This window comes from Thiothrix winogradskyi (genome assembly GCF_021650935.1).
In the GTDB taxonomy this organism is placed as follows: domain Bacteria; phylum Pseudomonadota; class Gammaproteobacteria; order Thiotrichales; family Thiotrichaceae; genus Thiothrix; species Thiothrix winogradskyi.
The window spans coordinates 3,830,796-3,850,421 of the sequence record NZ_CP091244.1 but is presented as its reverse complement, the minus strand read 5'-3'; the positions used below and the strand labels follow the sequence as shown (position 1 = coordinate 3,850,421).

General features: G+C 51.8%; 19 protein-coding genes. 6 read left to right on the top strand and 13 right to left on the bottom strand.

The window, feature by feature from the left end:
• The first annotated feature begins 27 nt into the window (after positions 1 to 27).
• From L2Y54_RS19065 to ychF, 4 genes are all read left to right on the top strand, one after another.
• Positions 28 to 984 carry a ribose-phosphate pyrophosphokinase gene (locus L2Y54_RS19065; RefSeq protein ID WP_255697796.1) on the top strand — a complete coding sequence of 319 codons (957 nt, stop codon included), beginning with the start codon at positions 28 to 30 and terminating at the stop codon, positions 982 to 984.
• A gap of 95 nt (positions 985 to 1,079) precedes the next feature.
• Positions 1,080 to 1,652 carry a 50S ribosomal protein L25/general stress protein Ctc gene (locus L2Y54_RS19060; protein ID WP_236498259.1) on the top strand — a complete coding sequence of 191 codons (573 nt, stop codon included), beginning with the start codon at positions 1,080 to 1,082 and terminating at the stop codon, positions 1,650 to 1,652.
• 11 nt (positions 1,653 to 1,663) lie between these two features.
• Entirely contained in the window at positions 1,664 to 2,239 is a 576-nt protein-coding gene (pth, locus tag L2Y54_RS19055) for an aminoacyl-tRNA hydrolase (RefSeq protein WP_236498258.1), read from the top strand.
• A 12-nt stretch (positions 2,240 to 2,251) separates the two neighbouring features.
• Positions 2,252 to 3,346, top strand: coding sequence for a redox-regulated ATPase YchF (gene ychF, locus L2Y54_RS19050; RefSeq protein ID WP_236498257.1), 1,095 nt, complete (start codon positions 2,252 to 2,254; stop codon positions 3,344 to 3,346).
• An 11-nt stretch (positions 3,347 to 3,357) separates the two neighbouring features.
• On the opposite strand, the gene sixA is transcribed toward ychF, so the two are convergent.
• The 10 genes from sixA to L2Y54_RS19000 all read right to left on the bottom strand — a co-directional run bounded on the left by sixA (position 3,358) and on the right by L2Y54_RS19000 (position 13,219).
• Positions 3,358 to 3,846: a phosphohistidine phosphatase SixA gene (gene sixA / locus L2Y54_RS19045; RefSeq protein ID WP_236498256.1), complete on the bottom strand. Its 489-nt coding sequence runs from the start codon at positions 3,844 to 3,846 to the stop codon at positions 3,358 to 3,360.
• Positions 3,843 to 5,036, bottom strand: coding sequence for a multidrug effflux MFS transporter (locus L2Y54_RS19040; RefSeq protein WP_236498255.1), 1,194 nt, complete (start codon positions 5,034 to 5,036; stop codon positions 3,843 to 3,845). Before L2Y54_RS19040 ends, sixA begins: the two co-directional genes overlap by 4 nt.
• A gap of 1 nt (position 5,037) precedes the next feature.
• Positions 5,038 to 5,619 carry a Uma2 family endonuclease gene (locus L2Y54_RS19035; protein WP_236498254.1) on the bottom strand — a complete coding sequence of 194 codons (582 nt, stop codon included), beginning with the start codon at positions 5,617 to 5,619 and terminating at the stop codon, positions 5,038 to 5,040.
• Positions 5,620 to 5,665: 46 nt separating this feature from the next.
• Positions 5,666 to 6,271 carry a Uma2 family endonuclease gene (locus L2Y54_RS19030; protein WP_236498253.1) on the bottom strand — a complete coding sequence of 202 codons (606 nt, stop codon included), beginning with the start codon at positions 6,269 to 6,271 and terminating at the stop codon, positions 5,666 to 5,668.
• A 58-nt stretch (positions 6,272 to 6,329) separates the two neighbouring features.
• Entirely contained in the window at positions 6,330 to 8,504 is a 2,175-nt protein-coding gene (gene recG, locus L2Y54_RS19025; RefSeq protein ID WP_236498252.1) for an ATP-dependent DNA helicase RecG, read from the bottom strand.
• Positions 8,505 to 8,516: 12 nt separating this feature from the next.
• Entirely contained in the window at positions 8,517 to 10,262 is a 1,746-nt protein-coding gene (gene aceK, locus L2Y54_RS19020; protein ID WP_236498251.1) for a bifunctional isocitrate dehydrogenase kinase/phosphatase, read from the bottom strand.
• An 89-nt stretch (positions 10,263 to 10,351) separates the two neighbouring features.
• Complete coding sequence (locus tag L2Y54_RS19015; RefSeq protein ID WP_236498250.1) at positions 10,352 to 11,263, bottom strand: FAD:protein FMN transferase; 912 nt, start codon at positions 11,261 to 11,263, stop codon at positions 10,352 to 10,354.
• Positions 11,264 to 12,490, bottom strand: coding sequence for a DUF3570 domain-containing protein (locus L2Y54_RS19010; protein ID WP_236498249.1), 1,227 nt, complete (start codon positions 12,488 to 12,490; stop codon positions 11,264 to 11,266).
• Entirely contained in the window at positions 12,481 to 12,594 is a 114-nt protein-coding gene (locus tag L2Y54_RS19005; protein WP_236502068.1) for a DUF4266 domain-containing protein, read from the bottom strand. Before L2Y54_RS19005 ends, L2Y54_RS19010 begins: the two co-directional genes overlap by 10 nt.
• A gap of 133 nt (positions 12,595 to 12,727) precedes the next feature.
• On the bottom strand, positions 12,728 to 13,219 hold the full coding sequence (locus tag L2Y54_RS19000) for a TlpA family protein disulfide reductase (protein WP_236498248.1): 492 nt from the start codon (positions 13,217 to 13,219) through the stop codon (positions 12,728 to 12,730).
• 309 nt (positions 13,220 to 13,528) lie between these two features.
• Between L2Y54_RS19000 and L2Y54_RS18995 the strand changes: the two genes are divergently transcribed.
• Positions 13,529 to 15,799: an NADP-dependent isocitrate dehydrogenase gene (locus tag L2Y54_RS18995; RefSeq protein WP_236498247.1), complete on the top strand. Its 2,271-nt coding sequence runs from the start codon at positions 13,529 to 13,531 to the stop codon at positions 15,797 to 15,799.
• Here the strand turns inward: L2Y54_RS18995 and L2Y54_RS18990 are convergent.
• The 3 genes from L2Y54_RS18990 to L2Y54_RS18980 are packed head-to-tail and all read right to left on the bottom strand — an operon-like array spanning position 15,768 to position 18,789.
• On the bottom strand, positions 15,768 to 17,090 hold the full coding sequence (locus L2Y54_RS18990; RefSeq protein ID WP_236502066.1) for a TIGR03862 family flavoprotein: 1,323 nt from the start codon (positions 17,088 to 17,090) through the stop codon (positions 15,768 to 15,770). The two genes, L2Y54_RS18995 and L2Y54_RS18990, sit on opposite strands and share 32 nt — an antisense overlap.
• Before the next feature lie 2 nt (positions 17,091 to 17,092).
• A complete protein-coding gene (locus tag L2Y54_RS18985; RefSeq protein WP_236498246.1) occupies positions 17,093 to 17,866 on the bottom strand; it encodes an ABC transporter permease in 774 nt (257 codons plus the stop codon).
• Positions 17,863 to 18,789 carry an ABC transporter ATP-binding protein gene (locus L2Y54_RS18980; RefSeq protein WP_236498245.1) on the bottom strand — a complete coding sequence of 309 codons (927 nt, stop codon included), beginning with the start codon at positions 18,787 to 18,789 and terminating at the stop codon, positions 17,863 to 17,865. Before L2Y54_RS18980 ends, L2Y54_RS18985 begins: the two co-directional genes overlap by 4 nt.
• 30 nt (positions 18,790 to 18,819) lie before the next feature.
• Between L2Y54_RS18980 and mtgA the strand changes: the two genes are divergently transcribed.
• Positions 18,820 to 19,599 (top strand): monofunctional biosynthetic peptidoglycan transglycosylase, encoded by a 780-nt coding sequence (mtgA, locus tag L2Y54_RS18975; protein ID WP_236498244.1) that lies wholly within the window; start codon positions 18,820 to 18,822, stop codon positions 19,597 to 19,599.
• Positions 19,600 to 19,626: the final 27 nt, after the last annotated feature.

Here is a 19,626-nt window from a genome sequence, read left to right as displayed (position 1 = left end):
CTCCCCCCCACTCAATGCGGATATGTCATGGCTGACGATAAAATGATGGTGTTTACAGGTAATGCTAATCCTGAACTCACCGAAAAAATCGTCGATCACCTCGGAATTCCCACCGGTAAAATCAAAGCAGAACGCTTCAGCGATGGTGAAGTGCACGTTGAGATTTTGGAAAACGTGCGTGGTCGTGATGTCTTCATCGTGCAATCTACCTGTGCGCCTACCAACGATAACCTGATGGAATTGCTGATCATCGCTGATGCCTTGTATCGTGCTTCCGCAGGGCGGATTACCGCCGTGATACCGTATTACGGTTATGCGCGGCAAGATCGCCGGGTGCGTTCTCGGCGTGTACCGATTTCTGCCAAATTGGTGGCGGATATGATCGCGACCGGGCACGTTGACCGCGTGCTGACCATTGATTTGCATTCTGACCAAGTACAAGGCTTTTTCGACTTGCCGGTAGACAATGTTTACGCATCGGGTGTGTTGATTAAGGATGTGCTGGCGTGTGAGCTGGATAATATCATGGTGGTTTCACCGGATGTTGGCGGTGTAGTCCGTGCTCGTGCCTTGGCGAAAGGTTTGGGTGATGTCGAGTTGGCGATTATTGATAAGCGCCGCCCTGAGCCGAATAAGTCCGAAATCATGAATATCATCGGCAATGTGGAAGGGCGCAACTGCATTTTGATCGACGATTTGATCGATACCGGCGGTACCTTGTGCAACGCTGCGATGGCCTTGAAGCAGCACGGCGCATTGAGTGTGCGGGCGTATGCGACTCATGCGGTATTTTCCGGCAAAGCCGTCGGCAATATCGAAAATTCTCAGCTTGATGAAGTGGTTATCACGGATACCATTCCATTAAGTGACGCTGCAAAAAAATGTGCTAAGATTCGCCAGCTTTCGGTAGCCGGTGTGTTAGCGAAAACCATTTTACGCATCAATCAGGACGATTCTGTCAGCTCCCTGTTTGAAGGTTTATAAAAGCCCCCTCTTGGGGGGTAAAACGTTGTCCCCGTTCGCGGGTTTTTTAGTTGCCGTCCGGTCGCGTTCGGTAACGATTCTGTTGGAGAAGTAACATGTCAAAACAATACGTTCTGCAAGCGCAGGTACGTGAATTGCAGGGTAAGGGTGCGAGCCGCCGCCTGCGTAATACCGGTATGGTTCCTGCCGTTATTTACGGTGCAGGTGGTGAAGCACAATCCATTTCCTTGCGTCACAATGAAATGATCCGTAATTTGCAGGAAGAAGGGTTCTACTCGCAAATCATTACCGTTGATTTCGGTGATCGTAAAGAGCAAGTGATTCTGCGTGACCTGCAACGCCACCCGGCCAAGCCAATCATTATGCACGCTGACTTACAGCGCATCCGTGATGATGAAGAAATCAACGTTCATGTGGTATTACACTTCATCAATGACGAGGTGTCAAAAGGCGTGAAAGAGCAAGGTGGCACAGTTAGCCACATGATTTCTGAAGTCGAAGTCTCTTGCTTGCCGAAGAACCTGCCTGAGTTTATCGAAGTTGACATGATCAACGTCGAAAAAGGTCAGATTCTGCACTTGTCTGACTTGAAATTGCCAGAAGGCGTCAGCCTGCCACAGTTGGCAATGGGCGAAGACCACGACAACGCCATCGCGGCGATTCACTAAGGTTTATACCGATGGGAACCCCGATCCGCCTCATTGCAGGTTTGGGCAACCCCGGTAGCCAGTACGACAAAACCCGGCACAATGCCGGGTTTTGGTTTGTTGATGAACTGGCAAGACGCTACTCCGGCAAGTTTGCTGTTGAGAAGCGTTTTTCCGGTGAAGTCTGTAAACTGCAAGTTGGCAGCGCTACGGTATGGCTGATTAAGCCCATGACCTTCATGAACCGCAGCGGGCTGGCAGTGAAGCAGTTAGCCAGTTTCTACCAAATTCCGGTGGAACAAATTTTAGTAGCGCACGACGAGCTGGATATTGCCCCCGGTGACGTGCGTTTGAAGTTAGCCGGTGGTCACGGCGGACACAACGGTTTACGTGATTGCCATGCGCATTTGAGCGCGGAATATTGGCGGTTGCGCCTAGGTGTCGGACACCCCGGCGACCGTAATAAAGTGGTCGATTATGTGCTGTCGCGCCCCTCGTTGGATGATGAAATCGTCATTTCACGGGCGATTGATAAAGCCGCCGACCAGATTGAATTGATTTTAGCCGGTGAGATGCAGAAGGCGATGAACGCGCTGCACACCAAATAAAGGTAAGACATCATGGGATTCAAGTGCGGAATTGTTGGGTTGCCAAACGTGGGTAAATCCACCCTGTTTAATGCTCTCACCAAGGCGGGCATTCAGGCAGCGAATTATCCTTTCTGTACGATTGAGCCGAACGTAGGTATCGTACCCATGCCAGACCCGCGTTTGGATGCGCTGGCGGCCATCGTTAAACCGCTCAAAATTTTGCCCACGACGATGGAATTCGTCGACATTGCAGGTTTGGTCGCCGGTGCGTCACAGGGCGAAGGTTTGGGCAATAAGTTTCTGGCGCATATCCGCGAAACTGACGCGATTGCGCAAGTGGTACGTTGCTTTGATAACGCCGACATTATCCACGTTGCGGGCAAAATTGACCCGGCTTCCGACATCGACACCATCAATACCGAGCTGGCGTTGGCGGATTTGGAGACGGCTGAAAAAGCGGTCAATCGTTTGACCCGTTCCGCCAAATCCGGCAGCAAAGATTTAGTTGCGCAAAAAGTGTTGGCAGAACGTTTATTCGCGCATTTGTCCGAAGGGCATTCGGCACGTTCAATGGAGATGACTCCCGAAGAACGCGCTTTAGCTATCCGTGAATTCCATCTGATTACCATCAAACCGTTAATGTTCATTGCTAACGTCAACGAGGACGGTTTTGAGAATAACCCGTATTTGGATCAAGTCCGCGAGATTGCCAAGCGTGAAAATGCCGTGGTTGTACCGGTGTGTGCGGAAATGGAATCCGAACTCTCGCAATTAGACGATGCGGAACGCGATGAGTTTTTGGCGGGCATGGGGTTGGATGAGCCGGGTTTGAACCGCGTGATTCGGGCGGGTTACGATTTACTGGGCTTGCAGACGTATTTCACCGCAGGTGTGAAAGAAGTGCGAGCCTGGACAATTCCGAAAAATGCGACTGCGCCACAAGCAGCGGGCGTGATTCATACTGACTTTGAACGCGGCTTTATTCGGGCGCAAACCATTGCGTATGAAGATTTCATTGCTTACAAAGGTGAGCAGGGTGCGAAAGAAGCCGGGAAAATGCGTGCGGAAGGCAAGGAATACATTGTGAAAGATGGCGATGTGTTGAACTTCTTATTTAACGTGTAATAGATTCCCCACTACTTCATTAGCGCGTTGGGGATGTTCCATTGGAGTTCCCCAACGCCGCTTGTCATGTCGACTTCTAGGCGTATCAATCCGGCTTTTTTGACTTTAATACGGCTGTTAGGGCTGCCTAGCAGGTGTGCTATTAAGGTTGAAAATTCCGGCTCATGACCCACCAGCCAAATATTATTGTCACCGTTTGCGGCTAATGTTGCGAGTGCTTGCAGCATGGTTGGGGTATCTGCGCCATGCGCTAACCACGGCACTATGATTGCTTTGGGGCAAGCGGGTAGGTGTTTACGTAAACCTTGCGCGGTTTCTAACGCTCTTACCAGTGGGCTGCACAGCAAGTGGGTGGGTAGTAAGGCGTGGTGTTGGCAAAAGTCGGCAACCCGTTGCACTTGCTTGTTACCTTTGGGGGTGAGGCGGCGTGCTTCATCGGGAATCGGCAGATTGTGATCTTCCGCAGTGGCATGGCGTAAAAAAGTCAGGGTGGTTGTCATGCGGGTTTTCGCTGTGAAAATAGGGCGGCGGTGGCGGCTAAGCCAAAAATCAAGAAGCCGCTGATCAGGGGTAATATTGTGCCATCGTAGGCTTGCCCGACAAACGTTCCTAGCGGAATCGCGATCAGGGTCGAGAGTGAGCCGATGACCGATGCGCCAATTCCGGCAATATGCCCCAGCGGTTCCATCGCCAGCGCGTTGAGATTGCCGAATAACATGCCTAATGCCAAAAATGCCAGCATGAAATATGCCATCAACAGTGGCAGTGGCGGGTGTCCGGCGCTGCTGTAAGTGACGAACCAAAATGCGCCCGATAGCAGCGTGAACAGCAGCAATGCCCGTTTTGAAATCCAATGCATTCCATAACGCATCACCAGCTTGGCATTCAGTAACGATGCGCCGCCAATCGCCAGCGCCAGCAGCGCAAAATACAGCGGGAAACGTTCCCCCAAGCCGTATTGGATTTGCAGGATTTGTTGCGCGGAACTCAAGTAGCCGAGAAATGCGCCAAACACAATGCCGGTGGTGAGGGTGTAGGTCATGCTGGTACGGTTGCTGATGACTTCTTTTAGCCCCTGCCAAAATTCACCAAAACGGAAAGCGCGGCGTTTCGCGGCGGGTAGGGTTTCTGGCATTCGCCACCAAAACCACACAGCCACGCTAAGTGCCAGTACAAAAAACAGTGTGAAAATACTGCGCCAGCCTGCCACCAGCAAAATACCTTGCCCTAATGATGGCGCAATCATCGGGACAAGGATAAAAATACTCATGGTGAATGACATAACCCGCGCCATTGCCCGCCCGGAATAGCAATCGCGCACCAATGCCATCGTTAACACGCGCGGGGCAGATGCACCGACCCCTTGCAAAAAGCGCCCGATCAGCATGTGCGAAAAGTCTTGCGCGAACATTGAAAGCAAACTGCCCAGCATAAAGATACCCAAGCCCACGTACATCAGCGGTTTGCGCCCGGTCGCATCGGATAAGGGACCGAAAAATATTTGCCCCAACGCCAAGCCCAGAAATAAGGTGGTGAGGATTAATTGCGCGTCGTTATCGTGTTGAACGCCCAATTCGCGCCCGATGGTGACGAGCGCGGGCAGCATGGCATCAATTGCCAGTGCGGTTAGGGAGGTGAGCATGGCGATTAGGGCGACGAATTCACCGAAGCGGGGGAGATTGGTTGGCATGTTAGGTAGTGGTTTCCTGCATAAACCCCCAATCAATCAGCAATTCAGGAAACAGCCCCACCGCCGTCGGCTCATCCATCCCAAACATCAGCGGCAAGCCGTATTGCCCGTCATCTTTCAGCGTATACACCATCACCCAACGGTCAATCGGGTGGATAATCCAATATTCCTTTACCCCATGACGCTCATATAACCAGCGTTTTTTGTCCATATCTTTGAGCGCGGTGGAAGGCGAAAGCACTTCAATAATCCAGTCGGGCGCACCCCGACAGCCTTTGTCATCCAGCTTATTTTTGTCGCAGATTACGGCAAGGTCGGGTTGCACAGTGGTGTCTACATCGTTGTCGGCTTCGTTGTGATTGGGGAGGCGTATATCAAACGGTGCGGAGTAAATGCCGCAACGTTTGTCGGCTAAATGGGTACGTATTTGAAAACCCACCTCGAAACTGACCAGTTGATGTTGCCGTGACGGAGCAGCCATTGCATACGCCACACCCTCAATCAGTTCCCAACGCTCATCTTCCGGCCATTTAGCGTAATCGGCGTAGGTAAAATGTTGCGGTAACTGTTCTGCTGCCCCCATTGGTCATACTCCTTGTATTTCAATTTTGAGTGATTTCATCCAAAAATCAGTCGGAACTTTGACTGATTTGCTGCTCCAACCACGCCAACACATCCTCATTCTTAACCCGCTCATAAATGGCTTCAACAGGTAAGCGGGCATTGACCGATTCCAATACCACCTCATCCCCCAAGAAGTAATAGGTGGATTGCCAACTGGCACTACGGCGTTGTACTTCGATTTCTGCAAAATCCTGCTCAATCAACACGTATTCTTGCAGGCTGGGAATGGCGAGGTATTCCAGACGCTTTTCGCCCTTGTCTTTTTTGCGGGTGCTTTTGGAAAGCACTTCGATAATGAGTATTGGGCTTTCCCTGATCTGCTCATCGTTCGAGGTATCATCATCACACACCACAACCACATCGGGGTAACGGAAGCGTTTACCCAACGTCTTCAATAGCATGTCGCTACTCAGCGGCACGCAAGAGGTTCCCCGTAAATGACTCCACAATAGCCCGGAAATATTCGCGGCAATCAGGTTGTGTTTGAGGCTACCGCCAGCCATCGCGTAGGTTTGACCATCTACGTATTCATGCCTGATTTCGCTGGTCTTTTCGCCTGCTAAATAGTCTTCTACGGAAAGGTAATCGAATTTTTCTGCCAATGCTGCCATAACATCACCTACTGATTGTTCTAATGCTGATGTTAGCATAGCAGGAAGTGAGGATGTCTCAACTCTGGAAAAACTGCGTCGCCGTCTCGCCATCCGGCTGCTGCAACCAACGTTGCGTCAATGCCTCCACCCGTTCTGGGTAATGCGCCACCACGTCCCGCGCAGCCGTTTGCACCGCTGGCAACAAATGTTGATCGCGCAGCAAACTGGCAATTCTCAGCCGCACATCCCCCGTCTGGCGCGTTCCCAATACTTCGCCGGGGCCGCGCAATTCCAGATCAATATCCGCAATCATGAAACCGTCGGTGGTGGTGCGCATCGCATCCAGCCGTTTCCGCGCCGTCCTGCCGAGTGGATGTTGGTAAAGCAACACACAACTGCTCGCAACGCTACCGCGCCCAACCCGTCCGCGCAACTGGTGCAATTGCGATAAGCCCATGCGTTCCGCGTTTTCGATCACCATCAAGGACGCATTCGGCACATCCACCCCGACTTCAATCACCGTGGTTGCCACCAAAAGCTGGATTTCCCCCAGCTTAAACTGACGCATGATGTTTTCTTTTTCCGAACCATGCAGCCGCCCGTGTACCAGCCCCACGGCGACATGCGGCAAGCGTTCGTGCAACATCGCAGCGGTCACTTCTGCCGCTTCACATTGCAAGGCTTCCGATTCTTCGATCAGCGTGCAAACCCAATACACCTGCCGCCCTTCGCGACACGCGGCGGAAATGCGTTCAATCACGTCATCACGGCGTTCATTATTCAGCGCAACGGTAGTAATCGGCGTGCGCCCCGGCGGTAATTCGTCGATCACCGAATAATCCAAATCGCCGTAAGCGGTCATCGCCAAGGTGCGCGGAATCGGTGTTGCGGTCATCACCAACTGGTGCGGGTAATGCTCGCCTTGTTTGCCTTTTTCGCGCAGTGCCATGCGCTGATGCACGCCGAAACGGTGCTGTTCGTCGATAATGATCAGCCCCAGTTGCAGAAATTCCACCGTGCGTTGGAACAGAGCGTGTGTGCCGACTGCGATATGTCCGATGCCTAGCAACAAATTTTCGACCTTGCGGCGGCGTTGGCGCGGGGTTTGGTTGCCAGAAATGTACACGGTTTCTACCCCTAGTGGTTCCAGCCAGCGCACTAGGTTTTGGTAATGCTGTTCCGCTAGCAATTCGGTGGGAGCCATGAGCGCGACTTGGAAACCGTTGGCAATGGCGTGCAAAGCGGCTGCGACAGCGACCAGCGTTTTGCCTGAACCGACATCGCCTTGCACCAGCCGATTCATGGGTACAGCTTGTTGCAGGTCGGTGGTGATTTCCGCAATCACGCGGTTTTGTGCGCCCGTGGGGGCAAAGGGCAGGGTGCGCAGCAATTGTCGCCAATAGTGATTGGCTTCCTGCATGGTGTGAGCTTGCACTTGCTTGAGTTCGTGCCGCGCTTGCTGCACACCGAGTTGATGGGCGAGTAGTTCCTCGAAAATCAAGCGACGGGAAAATGTCTCAAGATTAAAAGAAACCCCTCCCGACCTCCCCTTATCAGGGGAGGAGGAAGAAAGCGCGGCATCTCTTACTCCCTCCCTTGATAAGGGGAGGGTTGGGGAGAGGTTTCCCTGCGGTGTATGCAACATCCGCACACATTGCGCCAGCGCTGGAAAATGGTGTTGCTTGACCACGCTTTCCGGCAATAAATCCGGCAGTTCCTCCACATGCTCCAACGCCAAGTCGATCAGGCGGCGTAGGCTACGTTGCTGCAAACCTTCGGTCATGGGATACGTCGGCGTGAGGGTATTGGCAATCGGTTCGGGTTCATCGGCTTTGAGGTAATGGCATTCGGGGTGTGCCATTTCCAGCTTCATACCCGATTGGCGCACTTCGCCAAAGCAGCGCAGCAACACGCCCTTACGCAAGCTGTATTTCTGGGCGGAAGTGAAATGGAAAAAGCGTAAGATCAATGAACCGCTGCCGTCGTTGAGGTGGCACAACAACATGGTGCGCCCGCGTTGCACCACTTCGGTGTACTCGATTTCACCTTCGACGAGCACTTCCTGCCCGACTTTGAGGCTGGCAATGGGGTAAATGCGGGTGCGATCCTGATAGCGCAGGGGCAGGTGAAACAGCAGGTCAGCGACGCGCAAGATGCCGAGTCGTACCAGTTTTTCCGCGACCGCATCGCCTACCCCTCGCAGGGCGGTCACAGGTTGCTGTAAAAAGTCGGGTTCGGCTGCTTCAGTCATGCCCCAAGTATACTATCGCTTGAAGCGCAATGCCTCAGGGTAGGGGAACACATCTTCGTATTGCCCGTTATTGATATTGTCTTTTTTCGTTTGCCAGTAACGCGCATCCAGCAAATTGCGGTGGTATTTGAGGAAAAACTTGCGGATTTTGGGGGTAGACAGCAAAAACGTGCCGAATTCTTCCGGGAATACATCATTTGGCTCGACCGAATACCAAGGTTCGGAACGGAATTCATCTTCAGGGAAGCGCGGCGGCGGAATTTTGCGGAAATTGCATTCGGTCATGTAGGTGATTTCATCGTAATCGTAAAACACCACCCGCCCCAATTGCGTGACCCCGAAGTTTTTATAGAGGAAATCACCGGGGAAAATATTTGCGCCCGCCAATTGTTTGATGGCGTTGCCGTAGTCTTCGATGACCCGCTCCAGTGTTTGATCGTCAGCGGTTTCGATAAAGATATTCAGCGGAATCATGCGCCGCTCTAAATAAATATGCCGGAAAATAATATTGTCGCCATCAAAACTAATGCTGCTGGCACAGGTTTCCTGCAATTCTTGCAGCAGTTCTGGCACGAAGCGTTCCACTGGCAGTAGTACGTTGGAATATTCCAGCATATCCGCCATGCGTCCTACGCGGTCATGGCGTTTAACCAACTGGTATTTGTCTTCGACTTGTTGGCGGGTGAATTCTTTTTGCGGTGCAAATTTGTCTTTGATGATTTTGAATACATAAGGGTAAGAGGGCAGGGTGAATACCATCATCACCATACCGCGTATCCCCGGTGCGACGATCATTTCATCGCTGGAATGCCGTAAATGGTGCAAGAAATCGCGGTAAAACGCGGATTTACCTTGTTTATGCAAACCAATCGCCGAATACAGCTCTGAGGTGTCACGGCGCGGTAATAAGTGCTGCAAAAACGACACCACAGCGGAAGGCACTTGGTGTTCCATCATGAAATACGCTTGTGAATAGCTGAAAACCACCGAAAGCTGTTTTTCCCCCAGCAACAATGCGTCGATGTACAAGCCACCGGTTTCATTATTGAGAATCGGCAGCGCAAACGGAATGTCTTCACGCCCATTGATCATGCGCCCCACCAAATACGCGGCTTTATTGCGGAAAAATGGGTGGCGAATCACCGAGAGTTGGAAATTCAATTGCGCTTTGCGGGCGGATTTGCCCCGGTAATGTTTGACAATGGCGCGGAAAATATTGCGTACATCGCGCTCCAGATTTTCAAATGGCAATTCAAATCCGGCGTTTTGCAGAATACGCGCTAGGGATTCGCGCAAACCAATTTTACCGGGGTAATAACACAGGTAACTGGTTTCTTTGGAGTCAATGTATTCGGTCGAAATGGAACTGCGCACGAAAATAAATTCATTGGTGTAATGCTCACGCGGAAATTGGCGGCAGAATACCGAGGTATAAAAGGTTTCGGCTAATTCGGGTTGTTGGTGATCCAATAACAGACGCATGTAGCAATGTTTCACTTCACGCCACAGCGCCAGATTCACGGTTTTGATTTCGTAGAGTTCTTGCACCATTGAGACAGTTTCTTTGACGCGCCAATCGTACAACACGATGCGTTCGCGGGAGGCGAGTTGTACCGCTTTCCAATCGGCTTCTTCAAAACGTTGCCGTGCGCCGGAGGTGATGCGCTGGAAAATTTCAAAATGTCGATTAAAGCCTTGCAGGATGGTAGTGGCAATGCCACGTGCTAGGTGATTGATTTGCAGGGAAGGTTCTGACATGAGCAATAACATCCAACAACGCCAAAAAGTGAGGGCGATGTTACAGGAATATTTATGTGCGCCGCAACAAAGGCATGATCCGCAGCGCTTCAGGCGGTTGGCTGAATCCAATAGGGACGTTGTTGCTGATGCAGAAATGTTTCGGCGTCAATGCCGTGCAGCATAGCCAGTGTACAGATCATGCCAGCCTCGGTGGCATTCGGCGCGGCAATGGTAATCGAACTTGGAGCGTTTTCTACCGGCCAGCCGGTGCGAGCATCAAGGATGTGTCCGTAGCGTTTTTCAGCGTGCAACAAGTAGCGGTGGGTGTCGCCACTGGTGGCAATAGCTCCGGCATTTAGGGGTAATACGCGCCAAATTCTAGGGTTTGCCGTGTTCGCAGTGTGGGTGGCTTCAATGCCGACCTGCCAAGTGCTGCCATTGACTCGTCCTCCTGTCGCCACCACATCACCACCAAGATTAATCAGGCAATGTCGGTATCCGGCAGCACGGGCAATGTCGGCACAGCGGTCTGCCGCATACTCTTTGCCGATGCCGCCAAAGTCGATTTGCATCCCAGCTCGCATTTGAAAATGGCGCTCATCAAGGTGGGTTTTTTCCCAGCCAATAAATGGCATTAGTGCCGCAATGGCTTGTTCGTGGGGTATTGCTGTGTTTGCTGTTTGTTCTTGCGCGGATTTGAATTGCCACACCTTACGCAAGACGCCACTGCTGATGTCAAACCGACCTGCACTGTGTTGCCATAACACCCCTGCTAATTTCAGCAATTGCCAAGTTTCCGGGTCGACTGCACAGATTTGCCCTGCCGAGCGGTTTAACAAAGACAGCGTGGAGTCCTCCCGATAGCGAGAGTACTTATGTTCAATGCGGCGGACTTCCTGCTCCAATTGGGTGAACAACGTGTGAGCTTGCCGAGCAGTGCAGCCCTCTAGCAAAACCTCACAGGGGTTAGCCATCGCTTGAAAACGAAATGCATGGGTGACACCATCAGCGGACATCATTTAGAAAGTCAGACCTAGCGAGATCATCTGAGCCGTGAAGCCAGGATTTGCATTCAAATCGGCTTGTCCTGCGGTAAGCGTCTGTTTGGTGGGTTCCTGCTTATACATTTCACCCGTAATACGCCATTCCCGATTGGCCTTATCTTCCCAACGGTAGGTCAAACCGACGGTGTAGGCATCCAGTTCGCTCAGACGGTAATCAGCCGTTGTATATTGTGGCAGGGGATCCTGTTCGTTGAGCTGCACGGTATAGAAATCGGCAGCTTTTTGGCTGTAATACCGCACGTGTGGTTCGATACTGCGTTTATTTCCCATGTCAACGCGAATTTTCTGGTCGATTGTCACCGAGTCCACGCCCCAGTCATCGGTGTGTAGTCGTGCTGAACTGGTCGAGGTCAGTCGGTCAGTTGCCTTGTATTTGAGTGCGCCATACAGGTTTTGCCCGCTGCGACTGTCTGGGCGGGATTCGTGCAGGTTGGTCGAGACGATTCCCTGGGGGCTAACCTGACTCACGTATTTATAGGGATCATTTAAGTAACCACTGTCTTCGCTGATGCCAATATTAAACTGTCCAACCAGCTTTTTATTGAATACCTGTGTAACACCCAATAACACTTCGGTAACGGTTTTGTCTTCGCTACCCTTGGCTTCATCGCCCAGTCGCTGGTTGCTATCGCTCAGTGGCGTTGGTGTCCCCCCTACTGCTTCAACCGCATCTTGGCTGATGGCAAAGCCAGCGCTTAGAATGGTATTTTTATCGTTCAGAGCCTGACTTACGCCGCCATTTACACCTAGGTGCAGATAGTCATATTCCTTGGAAAATGACGCGCCGACATTGCCACGCAAGTCGGGCTTTAATTCATGATCCCAGTTCACTGATGCCGAGACACGGGTATCTTTGAAACGGTTATCCAGTGGTAGCTCACCAGCGGGTGTTACGTTGCTGTGACCGGAGGGCGAGGTTATGGTTTGTATCTGGTTAGTGGTGGTTACACCGCTGGGCGATGCACCGGTCAGCGTGTCAATACCAACGTTCAAATTAAGCAGATCACCATTGTCTGCTGTGCGTGTGCCGGTGTATTTCAGGCTGCCATCTTTCACACGACCATCGGATTCACCATAGTACAGCACGGATGCTTCCTGCTCCCATTCGGCGGCAAATGCATGTCCGGCTCCCAGCAGGCTTAAGGCGGCTACTGCCAACGTAGATGAGTGTTTTAATTGCATCCGCAACCTCCTGCTGAGAAAGAACGCCCACCACTGGTGCCTTCTTTGGAAAAATAAACATGGTCTTCGATCGCGTCTATGTGAGGGTCACTGCCGAATGTCATACCGGGTTCCGCGAGAGTGCCGCGTTCCCAAGGTTTGACTGTACTACAGCCGGACAGGGTAGCGACCGTGACGACTAGGCACACCGGTAGCAACCGGTTGAATTGATGTCGGGCGTAATGCATAAAAATGTCCTTATTGAGTGGCTTGCAAGGCATCGTCAATGGCTTTTTCATAGCTTGGAATCTGGTCTTCGAGAAAGCCACTGTGCTGGTGAAGCAAATTGCCATTGCGGTCAAAAATAAGTGCAGACGGCATACCTAGCAAGTTGTAGTAAGTGGCGTACTCACCTTTGGGGTCGAACAGTACGTTAAACTGTGCAGGATATTTTACCAGAAATTGGTCGGCATCGGTTCTGTCCTCATCCACATTTACACCCAGAACAACCAGTCCATTGGCTTGTTTGTTCTCTTGGGTTTGATTTAACCAAGGAAAAGATTTACGGCAAGGGGAACACCAAGATGCCCAGAAGTCGACGTAAACAACCTTGCCTTTATAAGCGGAAAGATCCAAAGGCTTACCATCGGCCTGAGCAATAGAGCTGAATAAAAGGCCGAACAGCACGGCTGCCAGCCAACCGGCGGTAAGTTTTGCACTAAAATTTTGCATTGAGAAGGTCAACGACATGAGGTTTCTCTTGATAAATATTATTCGGAAATAAGGTGCGAAATCGGCGTGCCTTTAATTTTTATGGGGCAGGCACACATGCTTCGGTATTTACACTTTTTGCGGATTAGGAATCTATGCCTACTTTATGATAACTACAAGCTTAAATTTATTAAAAGGTTATAAAACTGCGCACAGATGTGTCGTGTTGCCAGTGTGCGTAGAATTGGCTTTGTCGACAATATTTGTTTTTATTTACGGATTTTGTGGCGATTTTCGCGGTTTTTATGTAAGATTGTCTTACAATACCGCTGCTAGGAATACATATAGATGAATAATGAAACACCAAAGGTCATTTACACGTTGACGGATGAAGCGCCACTGCTGGCGACTTGTTCCTTGCTACCGATTATCCGCACCTTTGCCTCCGGTGCTGGAATCAAAATCATCAAAAATGATTTGTCCTTGCCTGCCCGTACCCTTGCCGAGTTTTCTGACTACCTGACCGCAGAGCAGCAGGTCTCTGACGATCTGGCGTTACTGGCTGAGCTGACACAGCAACCGGATAGCAACATTATCAAGCTGCCCAATATCAGTGCCTCCGTGCCGCAATTGATCGCGACGGTCAAAGAACTGCAAGTCGCAGGCTACCCACTGCCGGATTACCCCGAAGACCCGCAAACCGAAGACGAAAAAGCCCTGCTGCGCCGTTATTCCAAAGTACTGGGCAGTGCGGTCAACCCTGTGCTGCGCGAAGGCAACTCGGATCGGCGCGTCCCGGCGGCGGTCAAGCGTTACGCCCAAACCTACCCGCATGAAATGAAAGAGTGGAGTCAGGCATCACGCACCCACGTTTCGCACATGCATCACGGTGACTTCTATAGCAGTGAAAAGTGCCTGACGCTGGATCATGCCTGCGATGTCAGCATGGATCTGGTGACCAAAAGCGGCAAAACCATCATGCTTAAGCCTAAAGTGTCCCTGCTGGAAGGTGAAATCATCGACAGCATGTTCATGAGCAAAAAAGCCCTGTGCGAGTTCTATGAAAAGCAGATCGATGACGCGAAGGAAACGGGCGTCATGTTCTCGCTGCATGTGAAAGCCACCATGATGAAAGTCTCGCACCCGATTGTGTTCGGTCACTGCGTCAAGATTTTCTACAAAGAGCTGTTTGAAAAACACGGTCAGTTGTTCAAGGAATTGGGTGTCAACCCGAACAACGGCATGAGCAGTGTGTATGAAAAGATTGCCACGCTGCCGACCTCGCTGCGGGAAGAAATTGAGCGCGATATTCATGCCTGCTACGAACACCGCCCAGAACTGGCAATGGTGGATTCCGCCAAAGGCATTTCCAATCTGCATTCCCCGAATCATGTCATCGTGGATGCTTCGATGCCAGCCATGATCCGCAATGGCGGCAAAATGTATGGCCCGGCGGGTAAGTTGAAAGACACCAAGGCAGTAATGCCGGAAAGTACTTTTGCGCGTATTTATCAGGAGATTATTAACTTCTGTAAAACCCACGGTTCGTTCGACCCCAGAACATTAGGTACTGTGCCGAACGTCGGTCTGATGGCGCAAAAAGCCGAAGAATACGGTTCGCATGACAAGACGTTTGAAATTCCAGAAGATGGCGTGGCACGTATTGTGGACGACAAGGGCAATGTCCTGATTGAGCAAAACGTGGAAGCTGGTGACATTTGGCGTATGTGCCAGACCAAAGATCTGCCAGTGCGTGACTGGGTGGGGCTGGCGGTCAGACGGGCGCGTGAATCACAATTGCCGACGGTATTCTGGCTGGATGAGTACCGCCCGCATGAATATGAGCTGATCAAGAAGGTTAAAACTTACCTGAAGGATCATGATCTGACCGGTACTGATATTAGCATTATGTCACCGCTGCGTGGGATGCGTTTCAGTCTGGAGCGTATTATTCGTGGCAAGAGCACGATTTCCGTTACTGGTAATATTTTGCGCGACTACCTGACTGACCTGTTCCCGATTATGGAAGTAGGCACCAGTGCCAAAATGCTGTCGGTTGTCCCTTTGATGAAAGGCGGCGGTTTGTATGAAACGGGTGCAGGTGGTACTGCGCCAGTATTGGTGAAGCAATTGCTGGAAGAGAACCATCTGAGCTGGGATTCCCTCGGTGAGTTTCTGGCACTGACGGTTTCCTTTGAACAGGTCGCCAGACAATACGGCAGCAATAAGGCAAAAGTGCTGTCTGAAACCCTCGATGAAGCCATCGGCAATGTGCTGTTGAGTGACAAGTCACCGAAACCGCGCACGGGTGAGCTGGATACGCGGGGCAATCACTTCTATCTGGCGATGTATTGGGCGCAAGCGCTTGCCAAGCAAACCGAAGAGCCAGAAATGGCGGAACATTTCAGCAAGCTGGCGCAAATCCTGACGGACAATGAAGCCACCATCTTGGCAGAGCTGAAGGACGCCCAAGGGCATCCTGTGGATATAGGTGGTCATTTCTTTGCGGATTCTGCCAAGACCAAAGCCGTGATGCGTCCGAGTGCGACCTTCACTAATGCGATCATGGCGGCACGGATGCCGGGCTTTACGGCTGCGGAACTGGACGCCTGTCACTGACCGATGTTAACCAGCGGATGACGCCATTCCCAGCCTCTCGTCCGCTGGCGAAACACGCCGTCAGGAGATAGCCTCCTGTCGGCGCTTCCCAATCCAGCATTTCCCCCGCGCAAAAGACCCCCGGTAAGTGCCGCAACATCAAATTCTCATCCAAGGCTTCAAACGGTACGCCGCCTGCGGTGCTGATCGCTTCGTCTATTGGCGTGGTGGCGGTCACGGTGATGGGAATGGCTTTTAAGGTTGCCGCCAGCAGTGGAATATTTTGCCAGTGCGCTTTATCCAGCGTTTCAAACAGCAATGCCGCTTTTACCCCGTCCAATTTCCAAGAGCTTTTCAGGAAGTTGCCCAGCGTTTTGTTGGCAGGTTTTTTGTGTAAGGCCGCTTCCAGTTGGGTGTGGCTGTGGTTGGGGAGCAAATCCAGATGGAATGTGGCTGAGCCGTGTGCAGCCAGCGTGTCACGTAAGCGGGCAGAGAAGGCGTAGATTAAGCTGCCTTCCACACCGCGTGCGGTGACGATCATTTCACCCATGCGCGTTTCGGTTTGCCCCGTCAAATCGGTGAAACGTAAAGTGACGGATTTTAGGGGTGAACCGGCAAAGCGGCTGCTGAGGTGTGCGCTCCATGCACACAAAAAGCCGCAATTGGCAGGTTTTAAGGGGGCAATGGGGATGTGACTGTCGGTTAGCAGCTTGACCCATGCGCCATCGCTGCCGAGTTTTTTCCAGCTACCGCCACCGAGCGCGAGGATGACGGGGGGAGAAGAAACCCCTCCCAGCCTCCCCTTATCAGGGGAGGAGTGAAGAGGTGCGTCGCCTTCTTGTCCCTCCCCTGATAAGGGGAGGTTAGGAGGGGGTTCTTTCCCCGATGTTTCAAATACGAGCTGCCCTTGCGCATCCCACCCCATCCAACGATGACGTGGATGCACCCGCAAACCATTCCGTTTCAGCCGTGCCAACCATGCCCGCAACAACGGCGCAGCTTTCATCTCATTAGGAAACACGCGCCCCGACGTACCAACAAACGTTTCCACGCCCAATTCGGCACACCACGCCCGCAATTCCTCCGCGCCAAAGCGTGCCAACAGCGGTTGTAATTGCGGTTCACGTTCAGCATAGCGGCTGCAAAACGCCTCAAACGGTTCAGAATGCGTAATGTTCAAACCGCCAATGCCTGCCAGCAAGAACTTGCGCCCCAGCGTCGGCATGGCATCGTACAAATCCACCGCATAACCGGCATTGGTAAGCTGTTCGGCAGCCATCAACCCAGCGGGGCCGCCGCCAATAATGATCACGCTCAACTGCGAATCCCAATGCCTTTATTCAATAAATGCAGGCTAAACCCACCCAGCAGCAGGATAAAGCCCATGATTACCCCGTAACTCAGCCAGATCGACATATCCGACGCGCCCAAAATGCCATAACGGAAGCCATTTACCATGTAAAGCACGGGATTCAGCAAGGAAATGTTCTGCCACAGCGGTGAAAGCATCGCAATCGAGTAAAACACCCCGCCCAAATACGTCAGCGGTGTCAGCACAAAGGTCGGAATAATGGTGATGTCATCAAAACTTTTCGCATATACCGCATTGATCACCCCAGCCAGCGAAAACAGCACCGACGTCAGTAAGACAATCGTAAACGTGATGAAAATATGCTGCACACTCAAGGTACTGAAAAACAAGGATACCAAGGTAACAGCGAACCCAACCGCCAAGCCACGCGCCACCCCGCCACTCACAAAACCCGCCAGAATGATCCAATTCGGCATGGGCGAGACCAGCATTTCCGCGACATTGCCTTGAAATTTGCTACCGTAAAACGACGACACCACATTGGCGTAGGAGTTGGTAATCACCGTCATCATAATCAACCCCGGCGTGATGAAGTCGATGTAGCTATGCCCTTCCATATCGCCAATTTGCGAGCCGATCAGGTTGCCGAAAATCACGAAATACAGCGCGGTAGTAATCACGGGTGGGATGATGGTTTGTACCCAAATCCGTGCAAACCGCAGTACCTCCTTGACCAGAATGGTGGTGTAGGCTGTCCAGAGTTGTTGTGCATTCATTGCTTATTGTTCTCCACCAAATCCATGAAAAGCTGTTCTAAGCGGTTGGTTTTATTGCGCATACTGTTGACCACGACACCGTGTTCATTGAGGAAGGCGAAGACTTTGTTGAGCGAATAATGTTCTTTGTGGAACACGGCTTCCAAGGTGGTCGGATCTTGCAGGGTGAAATGGCAGAGGTTGCTGGTGGTTGGCAATATATCCACGGGGCTGGCAAGGTCGAACACGTAGCTTTCGGTATCCAGTCGGTTGAGGAGTTGTTTCATGCTGGTATTTTCGATCAATTCGCCTCGGTCGATAATACCGATGTTGCGGCACAGGCTTTCGGCTTCTTCGAGATAATGCGTGGTGAGGATGATGGTGGTGCCATCGGCGTTGAGTTTGCGCAGGAATTCCCACATCGAGCGGCGGATTTCAATGTCAACGCCAGCAGTGGGTTCGTCGAGGATTAGCAGGCGTGGTTGGTGGATGAGGGAACGTGCAATCATTAAGCGGCGTTTCATGCCACCGGAGAGGGTGCGGGCTTGATCGCGGGCTTTGTCCCACAAGCCGAGTTGTTTGAGTAAGACTTCGGCACGGGCAAAGGCTTCGGCACGCGGGATGCCATAATAGCCTCCCTGATTCACGAGGATTTCGACGATTGGCTCGAAGATATTGAAATTGAATTCTTGCGGGACTAGCCCGATTTGCGCTTTGGCTTGTTCGCGCTGGGTGTCGAGGTCGTAGCCAAAAATGCTGACCTTGCCTGCGGTTTTGTTCACCAAGGAGCTGGCAATGCCGATGGTGGTGGATTTGCCTGCGCCGTTTGCGCCGAGTAGGGCGAAGAAGTCGCCTTGTTCCACGCGCAAGTCGATGCCTTTGAGGGCGATAAAGCCGTTGCCGTAGGTTTTTTGTAAGCCTTGAATGTCGAGAGCCGTCGTCATAATGCTTTTTCTGCTGAAAACGAAACGCGAATGTTAGCACGTATCGCACGAGTGGGGATTTGTTGTGACATAATACGCGCCATTATGAAACTGTATGACCTGTTAACTGTTGGACAATCCAAGCATTGGGCGCACTGGCTGTGGCGCGTGCCGTTGCTGCTATTCGTGGCTTTGTGTGTGTGGTTGCTGATTTTTCGTTGGCTGCCAGTGCCGACGTCGGCGTTTATGTTGCGGCAAGATATAGTGGCAATCTTTAGCGCGGAAACGCCGTTTGTGCGCCACGATTGGGTGAGTTTGGAGGAGATTCCGCGCCACATGCAAATTGCAGTGATTGCGTCGGAAGACCAGCGTTTTGCCGAGCATTGGGGCATTGATGTGGCGGCAACGGAGGCGGCGATTCGTGCCGAAATGCGCGGGCGTGGCAAAGGTGGCGGCAGCACCATTACCCAGCAATTGGTGAAAAATTTGTTCCTGTGGGAAGGGCGCAGTTATGTGCGTAAGGGACTGGAATGGGGCATTGCGAGCGTGATGGAAATCTTCTGGTCGAAAGAGCGGATTCTGGAGGTTTACCTGAATACCGCACAATTCAGCAATGCAGATTATGGGGTGGGTGCAGCGAGTCAGTATTTGTTGAAAAAGCCGGTCGGTAAGTTGGCAGCAGCGGATGCGGCGTTGTTGGCAGCGGTGTTACCTGCACCGCGCAAATACAGCGTGGTGAAGCCGTCCGGTTATGTGCGAGCGCGGCAGAACCGGATTTTGCGGCAGATGCGTTCATTGGGTGGGGCGGCGTATTTGCAGCGTTTGGATTGAGATACCCACGGGACATGAATTTTCGGT